Origin of the sequence: Paenibacillus sp. LjRoot153 (genome assembly GCF_964253085.1) — a bacterium.
In the GTDB taxonomy this organism is placed as follows: domain Bacteria; phylum Bacillota; class Bacilli; order Paenibacillales; family NBRC-103111; genus Paenibacillus_E.
On record NZ_CAXUQH020000001.1, the window covers coordinates 7,023,413 to 7,034,463 of the forward strand.

The 11,051-nt window shown below is 32.1% G+C and carries 6 protein-coding genes; 1 reads left to right on the forward strand and 5 read right to left on the reverse strand.

Annotation, left to right across the window (positions count from 1 at the left end):
* Nucleotides 1-4: 4 nt before the first annotated feature.
* The 5 genes from ACSQ8P_RS30395 to ACSQ8P_RS30415 are packed head-to-tail and all read right to left on the reverse strand — an operon-like array spanning nt 5 to nt 8,027.
* Nucleotides 5-2,869, reverse strand: coding sequence for a glycosyltransferase (locus ACSQ8P_RS30395; protein WP_436238598.1), 2,865 nt, complete (start codon nt 2,867-2,869; stop codon nt 5-7).
* A gap of 44 nt (nt 2,870-2,913) precedes the next feature.
* The gene (locus ACSQ8P_RS30400) at nt 2,914-4,407 is read right to left on the reverse strand and encodes a hypothetical protein (RefSeq protein WP_436238599.1); all 1,494 of its coding nucleotides are present in this window, start codon (nt 4,405-4,407) and stop codon (nt 2,914-2,916) included.
* Nucleotides 4,408-4,419: 12 nt separating this feature from the next.
* A complete protein-coding gene (locus ACSQ8P_RS30405) occupies nt 4,420-5,352 on the reverse strand; it encodes a class I SAM-dependent methyltransferase (RefSeq protein ID WP_436238600.1) in 933 nt (310 codons plus the stop codon).
* Nucleotides 5,352-6,632, reverse strand: a complete 1,281-nt coding sequence (locus ACSQ8P_RS30410; RefSeq protein ID WP_436238601.1) for an ABC transporter ATP-binding protein — start codon at nt 6,630-6,632, stop codon at nt 5,352-5,354. Before ACSQ8P_RS30410 ends, ACSQ8P_RS30405 begins: the two co-directional genes overlap by 1 nt.
* Nucleotides 6,633-6,653: 21 nt before the next feature.
* Nucleotides 6,654-8,027 carry an ABC transporter permease gene (locus ACSQ8P_RS30415; protein WP_436238602.1) on the reverse strand — a complete coding sequence of 458 codons (1,374 nt, stop codon included), beginning with the start codon at nt 8,025-8,027 and terminating at the stop codon, nt 6,654-6,656.
* A gap of 428 nt (nt 8,028-8,455) precedes the next feature.
* Here ACSQ8P_RS30415 and ACSQ8P_RS30420 point away from each other — a divergent pair, with 428 nt between their 5' ends.
* Entirely contained in the window at nt 8,456-10,984 is a 2,529-nt protein-coding gene (locus ACSQ8P_RS30420) for an O-antigen ligase family protein (protein ID WP_436238603.1), read from the forward strand.
* The last annotated feature ends 67 nt before the right edge of the window (nt 10,985-11,051 follow it).

Genomic DNA, 11,051 nt, shown 5'->3' on the forward strand with positions numbered 1-11,051 from the left:
CCTCCTATCGTTTCTTATAATGTTTAATTGCGCGTTCAAACGAATCATTCCACTGACATGAGATAGTATCTATCGAAAATTCATTTATTATATCTTCTTTATTTTTATCCAAAGCTTGCTTATAAATTTCTAAATTTTCTTTAAACTCCATAAAGTCTTGAATTTTTGAATTAATTTCAGTTTCTGACATATTTCTAAAAATCAATCCACCGTTATACTTATCCAAAACAAGCTTAACGTCTCCAACATCGGTACTTAACACAGGTACAGAATTGATTATTGATTCAAGAATTGCAATTGGTAACCCTTCATACTCAGAAACAAAAATAACCCCATCCAAAAAACAAAAAACTTCACAAACATCGTCAATAAAATCAACTCTTGTTACATTACTCAAATTATGTTCATCGATAAATACTTTAACTTCATCTCTTAATGGCCCGTTTCCAATAAGCATAAAATGATTGTCATCTTGTTTATTATTTATTTGTTCAATTAGTTTAAGCAATAAGAGTGGCCGTTTTTGCTCCGCCATTCTTCCAATAAATGCAAAAATCTTCCTCTGATTTGGTATATTGTATTTCTCTCTCATTTTCTCAGCATTATACAAATGCGCATTAGCTTTGCTAAGATTTAGTGTAGGATATATAATATCAATCTTACTTTGAGGGATCTTAAATTGATTAACGAACTTATCATAAATTCTTCTATTAATTGCAATAAATCTATCAAATGATTGAATACCTTTTTCCATATATCTGGTAATCCAGCCTGCTTCTGTATCATAAACTTGCTGATCAATAATAGGAATATTTTGAAAAACTTTTCTTATTTCAAGTGCATTATCACATAACCAATTAGAACCATTACAAATCCAAACAGCCTCTGGTTGATAAATATTTTTCAAGTCTTTAAGTGCGTCAAGATATAATGAGTAATCCAATATTTCATGAAAATCATAAATACATTTAGCAGAATCCCTCATTTTATAGTGCAATGAACCATGCTGCTCTGCAATCCATTCAAGTGTTATGACAATAAAATCATATTTATCAACGAGCTTTTCCATTACTTCTATTGTATTACGTTCCACTCCCCCTACAAATAAGTAGACTGAAACGACAAAAATACAAGGCTTGTTTTGTATATTATTTAGTTCGAATTTTTCTGAGAATTTGCTATAATTGACGGCATTATTACCAATAATGACTTGTTTGTGGTCGTATGATAAATCCTCTTTTATATCAAAGTATTCTGAAAAAAAAGTTTCACATCTCATAACCTCAATTTGTTCGTTCTCAGTATGAAAAACTTTAACTATTTTCCCTAAACTATTATTAAAATTCATTTCTCTATTTGCCATGATTCTTTCTGAAGCTATTATTATGTTGCTTCTAAACTCTTTTAATACAGCCACATAAGGCATATCTTTGAGCATAAAAGAAAGTAATATAAAATCCATTTTGACTTTGTTAACCATCAAAAGAATATTAGCAAATAATTCATCTGGTAACTTATAATTTTCTGGTATGAACCAAATATATTCATATTTCGTTACTAATTCTGTAAATGATACAGCTTTATTATTTACAAAATAAGCATCATCATCTAACATATATTCTATAACTTCAAAATTATCTCCAAAAAGATCATAGTTAAATGTAAAAGTAGTGTCTTTTGATTTACAAAATCCGATCTTTTTCCTTCCAGGATGCACATCTATAAATTGAACTTGTTTTACGGTACGTTGTTTATCAAAAAAAACGGATTTAATATACCTTAAAAACTTAAATTGACGCAAATATTGTTTAGCTTTATTCAGCATATACCGTCTCCTATCTTTAACGTCAACTTTAATATTTATATATTCAAGAAAAAATTTACTAATAAGAAAAGCCTTAACCATATTTGCATCAAAATAGCCTAAACGAGATAAAGTTCCTAATTCATATCGAAGCATAAATACTCTAGAATAGAAGCTTGAAAGTTTTACTTCATTAATACTATTATTTTCAAATTTTATTATATCTTTATAAATATGATCTAGTATGGATTGAGAATCAATATTTCGTGCTAGATCTTCATATTTTTTTACCCACTTCTCATATTCTAATCTCAAATGCGTAATTTTAAATAGACGATTATCTAATTCAGGATGAATATTACTGAAAACTACTACCATTTCTCCTGCAGCTTCTTGTCTTCTACTAAATTTTTCAAGATCAAATGAGTGATAATGATATACAGTGGCATCAGGATAATAAAAAATTTCCATTCCCTTTTTGGCTAATCTATAAGCAAATTCAATATCTTCATAACCATATTTGTCAAAACTTAAATCGAAAACCATATTGCCTATTAGTTTCTTAGGGACACTAACATTTGATGTATAGAAATGTCTAAAATCAACTAGCTCATTATTTGGCATTTTCTCGAATGAAAATTGCTCACCACCTATTTCAGTTATATGTTTCATTAGGTGGTTAATTTTCAATTTCGGATGCCATTTAATATTTCCTAAAATAGCTGTTTTGCGATTAAGGCTTAAGTATTTTTCGTAATGTTGATTTAATATATGTGGATTCGGATAAATATCGTCGCCTATAAATAATATAAGCTCCCCTTTAGCAACTTTTAATGCTGCATTTCTTGCATGTGAAGCCCCGCCATGATTATTTTTTAAGATTATTATAGGTAAAAGCTCAATAGATTTTAAAAAGGTAATGGTATCATCAGTGGATCCATCATCCGAAAATATTATTTCATAGCTATATTTTGTTGCTTTTTCTACGAAACGAAATGATTCTATTAATTCGGGAAGTAAATCGTGCCTGTTATAGGTCGGAATTATTACAGATATATTTACCATAATTCCTCCAAAATGAATTTATATTAACGAACATTAATATATTATTATCTTCTGTAAAGAATGAATTTCCCTAAAATATTAATCAACTTCCACCTTTTCGAGCTATAAACTTTAATCAATTCCTCTTTTTTGTTATTAAGCTCCAATTCTATCGCATGCAAACTAACTGATAATTCATTGTTTTTACTTTCTATTTCATCACTTGTAATAGATAATTTATTATTCTTACTTATTAATTCGTCAATTGTATTGGTTAAATCATTATTTTTATTAAGCATATTTGAATTTTCATCCAATAACTGGCTATTAATCATTAAAAGTTCTGTTTCTTTTTCTTTAAATTTATGAACTATTGTACTTGCATACAAATTAAAATCAATAAATTGAACCTTCAAAATAATTTTTTCAATCTCTATTTCAGTATTCTCTAATTTATCAAATATAAATTGTGGGTCGTCATGAAAAAATGCATAGCAATTCCCGTCAATTACATTAGCATTGGTGTGAGATATATTAAGTTTTCGATTAAAATCAGCGTATTTAACATAAATTTCAATAATCTTGATCGCACAAGGTAGCTTACAAATATCAATTCTAAAATCATTTTGAAAAATTGATTTTATTTCATTCACAGTAAATTCAATAGACTGTTCATTTCGATTTTGAATATTTATGTCAATATTTAAAGCATTTACCTCATTAAAACTGGTACCATCATCCCAAAAAAATTGTGCTATAGAATTAGAAGCTTCCCTCTGTTTAAGCTCTAATATATCATTTAAATAATAAGTTTCCTTTAAATACTTATTATAGATATTAGAGTTATTACCATGTACATAATTTTGAAAGCTATTTTCCATTTGAGCAAAAATATTTATATCATTTTCATAGATATTAAAAAGTTTAAATACTTCCTCGACACTAATAAACTTGTTCTTATCTAATTTATTTTTAAACTTGTTATAGAACGTGATAACATTCCTATAGATAACATAATTAATTGGTAGTGGAAATGAGAATACCCACTCATAATCAATCATAGTTAATTTATCATCATTAACCACTAGATTATCAAAAGACATATCAATATTTGAAACAGGTAAATATTCAAAAGTATACCCATTTGGAACAACTCCAAAAACTGAATAAAATTCATCAGTTAATTCAGAAGTCTTTTTTAATGGAATTCTCCCTTGATCCGTCAAGATCTCTTTATATACGTATAAAATATCTATAAAACCCTTTTTATCATTGCATTCAATCGTTTTAAGAACTGATTCCTGAAGTGTTATACCTTTTACATAATCAAATATAATTTCATTATCATTATTATTAGCTTCAGCTCCGCAAACGACAAGTTGCTTATATTCATTTGTAAGTAGTTGACGGTTCTCAATAATTTTTTTTACGAACTTCTCCGCTTGAATGTCCAAACTCTTCTTTTTTACTTGTATTTTCCCATTTACATTTTCTATGATAGTCTTCAGTGCAAACTCTTTTCTTCTGAATGGATTATATTTCACATATTCAATCGACATACCATTCACCTTCTAAGTTTTTGTTATTGTTTTCTTCTCTGCTACAATTAAAAAAGAGTTAGAAAACATATCATACATTTGGCTTTTTATTAAATTGTCATATACACTCTTTTCATCAAAGAGAGAAAGCTTATCTTGATCATAATTATATCTATCAAGAACCATATCGCCTATTTGTGGTAATCTTTTATCAGAATATATATGTAGAGGAAATTTGTAGTCAGGATACGGGTAATAAAACTCAATGCCATGGAATCCTGCTTCATCCATCATTGATTTTAGTTCGTTTTTAGAAAAGGTTTCAGCACTGTTATTATTAGTAGTATAACCTTCTATACCATCAAATAGTATACCTGTGTGATCTTCCTTAGCTCCAGACCAATACTTTAATCCAAATTTATTTTCAATTGCAATAAAAAGTTTGCCATCTTCTTTTAAATATTCTTTAATTGTTTTTAGAAAATGAATAGAAGGATTATCATTGTTTTCAATATATAATTTTGCGTACTCTAAGACACCAATTAAAGTAATATAATCATATTTTTTTGTAATTTCTATATCAATAAAATTCCCAACAATAATTTCTAATTTTTCGTAATTTTTATGCCTGAACGCATTAATCATAGACCTTTTTTTAGAGAGCTCGATGCAAGTAACAACTAAATCATTTTTCAAAAGCGCACCTGTAACTGCACCACATCCAGCTCCAATTTCTAACACTTCTGCGTCTTTTTTAAAAGGAAACCATTCTAATATATTTTGTCTTATTGTGGAGAAATGATAAAGTATAGGCCATCTTGAATCCTCTGCAAGAACATCTTCACAATTCTCATGTGTCTTAGCAATTTCAAGCATTTTATCTTCAATGATACCATCTGAATATAAATCGGTTCCCTTGTAGTAAGAATAATTCAGCTTTACTTTACCAATTAACTCTTCATTCATTATTGAATCATCCTTTTTATTTCTATGTCAGAATTACAGTCATAGAAACCTATCGTGTTTTTTTGTGAAACAACATTAATATTACACACATCATATAGCCTGTGGTAAACATTAAATTCACTGTCACTATAACCCGTACAACCAAGTGATAGTAAATAAGTACTTCCTTGTAAATTCATTTCTTGTTTGAAAGATATTTCAATGGTTTCGTTCTCATTAATATGTTCAATTGATTTGTTTTCTATAAGTGTGTTAGTACCAATAAGTTCTGTACCCTTAATATCTTTGATTGTAAACGCAAATATAGGAGTAATAATTTTTTTGTTGAACTGTATTTTCATATATATTTCAAAATGTTCGTTTTTCATTATAGAATTTGTTACCGTTCCTGATTTATCTTTAATAGCAAAATCAATTATTTCTGCCTCTTTACTTCCATAATCTAAGACAAAAGGATTAACGGTTAATCTATTCTTAAATAATGTCCCCTCATTATCCGTCAACTGTTCCTGACTCATTGTATTTTCCGTGACATCATCTTTATTTTGATTTACTAAAAGTTTTTTATATAAATTGAGGATATGGTCCGCCGACCCCTCTGAAATAGTTCTTCCATGATTAAGTAAGAGAACCCTATCACAATATTTCAGAATACTACTCATATCATGTGATACAAACAATATAGTTTTCCCCTTACTTTTAAACTCTTCAAACTTTTTATAGCACTTTGCTTGAAAGAAGAAATCACCAACGGATAGTGCTTCATCAACAATCAATATATCTGGATCAACATTTATTGAAACAGCAAAAGCTAGTCTGGCAAACATACCGCTTGAATAAGTTTTGACAGGTTGATTTACGAAATCGCCTATGTCTGCAAATTCAATGATTGAATCCACTTTATTTGCAATTTCCTCTTTTGTAAAACCAAGCATTGCACCATTTAAATATATATTTTGCATGCCGGTATATTCAGAATTAAAGCCTGCTCCCAACTCCAACAACGCAGAAACTCTGCCATTAATGTTAACTTTACCACTTGAGGCATTTAATACCCCAGTGATAATTTTCAATAGAGTTGATTTACCTGAACCATTCTGTCCCATTATTCCGTAAATCTCACCCTTGCGAACATTAAATGTAACATCAGATAACGCATGAAAATCCCTATGAAAACATTTCCGACCAAAACTCAAAGATTCTTTCAAGCGGTCTGTCGGCTTATCATAAACTTTATAAGTCTTTGATAAATTAGAAACCTCAATTATTGTATCACTCATCATATTCTCCTAACGACATAATTAAAGTACATCTGCAAAGTGTGGCTTTAATCTTTTATAAATCATCATCCCAATTCCGAAAAGTGCAATCGTTAATGTCCAAAAATAAAAGGTGTCCACATAACTATGCCACATCCACTTATGATGTATAAGGGAGTTTCTATAACCTTCTGTGATATAGTAAACAGGATTTAATTTAAAAATCCATCTATACTGTTCAGGCACAATACTTAGATCCCACATTATAGGCGTCAGCCACATAAAGAACTGCAAAATGATATTAATTATTTGCATTAAGTCCTTGAAAAATATCATGATTGGAGCAACAATATATGAAATTGCAAGAGCTAAGCAAAAAGCACAAGCACTAAAATAACCTATCTGGATAAAAGTAATTCCAGGAGAATAACCATAGAACACCAATAAAAATGCTATTATGACTAAAAAGAAAAGATGCACAAAAAGAGATGATGTTAGTTTTACAAGAGGTAATATTTTAATATTAAATACAACCTTTTTCACAAGATAACTGTATTCTATAAAGATATTGCTTGAACTACTAAGTGCTTCAGAAATGAAAAACCAAGGCACCATCCCCACAGTTAGCCATATTATGAATGGTACATCGCTAACTGTTTGCGCTCTAAATCCAACTTGAAAAACAAACCAATAAATGAGTATCGTCATCAACGGTTGAATAAACGCCCATACAATACCTAAATATGAACCTGCATATTTGGTTTTAAAATCGTTTGTAGCAAGAGTGATTATTAGCGTTCGATTCGTATAAATATCTGTAAAAAAACTCTTTATTGATCTTTGTCTAAGTAAAAAGGATATGATACTTATTAGAACAAGCCAAATTATTATTGCAGATAATGTAATTTTCTTATAATTAAAAGGATTCCCCACTGCAACATCACTGGTTGAATAGATATATGGGTCGTTGCTATCCATTTCTGCAACAATGACATTATCTGTAATCTCGTAATGTGTTAAGTTAAATGCTAAGAAATAGTTTTTTATTTTTTCAGCATTTAACATTTCGCTGGACAACGCATTTTCATATCTAATCTCTTTAATCAATACTTCTTTATTGCGTCCATCGCTTAAATCCAGTCTAATTTTGCTCAGTTTATCGTAAGGGATTTTCACTTTGATTACCTGAAACCCTTCTGAACCTACTACATCTATTTTTTTTGAATGTTGCTCATCAAAGTAAGTATCATTTCCATTGTCAAAAAAAATTTGAATAGTATCGTTTTGTGGGATTTTCATCTCAATAGCGATATTAAAGGAATTCATATTTTGAGCTGTTACCATCTTAAAAATAATAAAAAACAAGAATATTGAAAAGACTAGCACTGACATTTTCTTGAGCTTTTTAATCCTCATTATACTCCCCTGTTATTAGCCATATTTTCATGTACGTAATATATTGATCCTAAATGATTGCCATATCTGTTGATTTATGAACTTCTCAGCTAATAAATCTAGTTTACTTTTATTTGTTCAAAACCCTTATCAAATGATCTTCAATTGCTCGTTTCCATTCCTCTCATAATACCTTTATACCTGAAGTAACTGCTACTTCGAGATATAATATTACTTTCAATGGGTAGCAATTCTTTAGATATGCCTTTGAAGCAGGTAAAAATCTTGTTCCATGCCCGCAGCTGGAATAATTACTTATCTAATTCCCATAAAAATTTCTCATTTTATTAATTTCACAAGATTTTTTAATCTATAAACAACCATTTGGAAACCCTCTTCCAGTATGCTAAAATAAAGTCGAACTTTAGCGAAGAAGGAGACTATCTGGAATGAGTGCAAGTAAGAATGCCTACGCGGCTTCGCGTGCAAAATCGAATGGAACGATAACGACGGATAAAAGCTCTGTCATCTTTTGGGTATTGGCTGTGTTTACAGGCTTATTTATGTTCTGGGCACCTTTTCAAAGGGCGCTGTTTAATGGCGGTACATCTGAGTTTGAGCGAAGCATTTACTCTGCTTCCGTGTGGTCCTCCATCATCCTTTTACTTGTTGCGATTCTAGCGTTATTTGTGTTTAAGCTTCAAGAAAAGAAAGATATCCTTACCATTCTTGTCTTCATCATGCCGCTTACTTATGTTATTTCTTTGTCGAATTCGGCATCTCATTATCTGGCAACAAATATGGTTTACATCCAAATGCTGTATGCAACTTTCTTCATTTTAGGTGTATTTTTGACAAAAAACAAGCTCGGTGTGTCGATAGTTGCCCAATTATTCATGATCTCAGGATATTTCATCGTGTTATTTGGACTTTTGTACTGGTTAGGCAACAAAACCTTCGCAGGACACCTTGTCGGATGGTTTGCTCTCATGGATGGAACGGATACAAATCTGTACCGCGATGCGATCATGACAGATTCCAACGGTCTACGTTTAACCTCGGTCTTCCAATACGCTAACACGTATGCAGCTTTTTTAATTACGATAACGCTTAGTTCTTTATTCTTCATCATCAAATCTCGTAAATGGTACGTAGTACTTATTCATGCGTTTTTATTGATTCCAACTATCGTTTCTTTCTGGCTGACTTTGTCACGTGGTGCCATTGTCGTAATCCCAGTGGTATTCCTCATCATGATGTTTTTCTTCCGAATGAGTCGCCAGATCTTAGCTCTAGTTCAACTGGGACTAGCATTCGGCACTTCCCTTATTATTTTAGAAAAGGTAACGGATATTGGCATCGGGCTACAAAAGCAACCTAGTGCTTCAGAATCTTGGCATGGTTGGTGGATTCTACTACTCGCTTCCTTAGTTTTTGCTGGACTGTCCGTCGCTATACAACGCTTTGGTGAGCCATGGTTGGAGCGCATAACAGCTCGTTTTGATACTAAGAAATATGCAACATTTATTCTTCCGATCGCAGCTGTCTTGATTGCTGTGGTTGGAGCCATTCTTATCCTAAGTGATACTGGATTTAAGAACATTCTTCCTGAGAACGTAAAAACACGTGTTGAGAATATTAATTTCCAGCAGCACAGTGTATTGGAGCGTGGAACGTTTTATAAAGATGCTGTAAAGCTTTGGTCGGACTATCCGATTATTGGTGCTGGTGGCGGAGCTTGGGCTTCCCTTTATGAAAAGTATCAAAATAATCCTTACACAAGTCGTCAGGCGCATAACTTTGCTCTGCAATATTTGGTTGAAGCCGGTGCGCTTGGTTTCCTAGCCTTTATCGGATTTGTCATTGCCGTTTGTTGGTTCTATATCCGAAGTTACATTCGAAGCTCTCAGGAGAAGCGAGATTTGCACTTCCTATTTTTCATTATCATGATTTCCCTTCTGGTCCACAGTATGATCGACTTTGATTTGAGCTATGTTTACATGGGAGCGATTCTGTTCCTCGCTCTTGGCGGTATGCTGAGCAACAGTTCCTCAGGTCAGCTGCGGTTAAAGTCAAAATCAGCTGTTATTCACAAGATATTCCCTGCAAGTATTGCGGTACTGTCGCTTGTAATGTTCTTCATCTCAGCTCAGCTTCTTTCAGCCAACGGTTCCTACAAACAAACTATTGAAGTTATAAAAACAAGTAAGGATTACAATCAGATTGTGAAACCTCTTGATAAAGCCATTTCGTTGCATCCTGGTCATCCAGATTATTTGTTAACAGGGCAAGTGAGCCGAATTGGACTCCTCCTTCAAGTTTATAATCAAATGCAGAAGGAAAACCCGAATGACCCTACGAAGAGCGAGCCATTTTTCAATCAGGCCCAAGACTTAATGACTCAACTTTTGAAAAAAGAGCCCCATAACCGCGTAGTCGCCATGCAACAGCTAAATATGCTTCTCATCAAAGGGAATAAACAAGGGGCTTTGGAGTGGTCAAATGCTCAAATTTCAAACTATCCTTGGTATATGGATATGTATGAGAAGAGCATCTCACTGAATATTGAGCTAGCAGGAGAAGCCAATGCCAAAGGCAACACACAAGAGTTCAACTCGAAATTAGAGAATGCGCTTGCCACGTATAAAGATGTTCTTGCGCGCATTGATTCCTTGAAAAACCTACCAAAAGAACAAGCTCAAGGACGCGAATTCGCAGTCACTCCATCTATGGCACTCAACATTGGCCAAATCAGCTATATGCGCGGTGATTATAAAGGTGCTATTGCACTAATTCAACCACATATAACTGAGAATATGGATGACCAAGTGAACCGCCTATTAGTCCGCTGGTATCTAGCCATCTTACAGAAGCAAGGTACGCCAGACCAAGCATTAATGAACAAGTTAATTGCGAAGGATCCGACTGAGAAGCAAAGTGTTGATGCGATTGTTGCAGCTGTTTTTCCAGCTAAATAGAGAAGGTGCCACAGAGATGTGGCGCCTTTTTTTGTTCCTAAAAAGCAAAAAAGGCTACAACCATCAA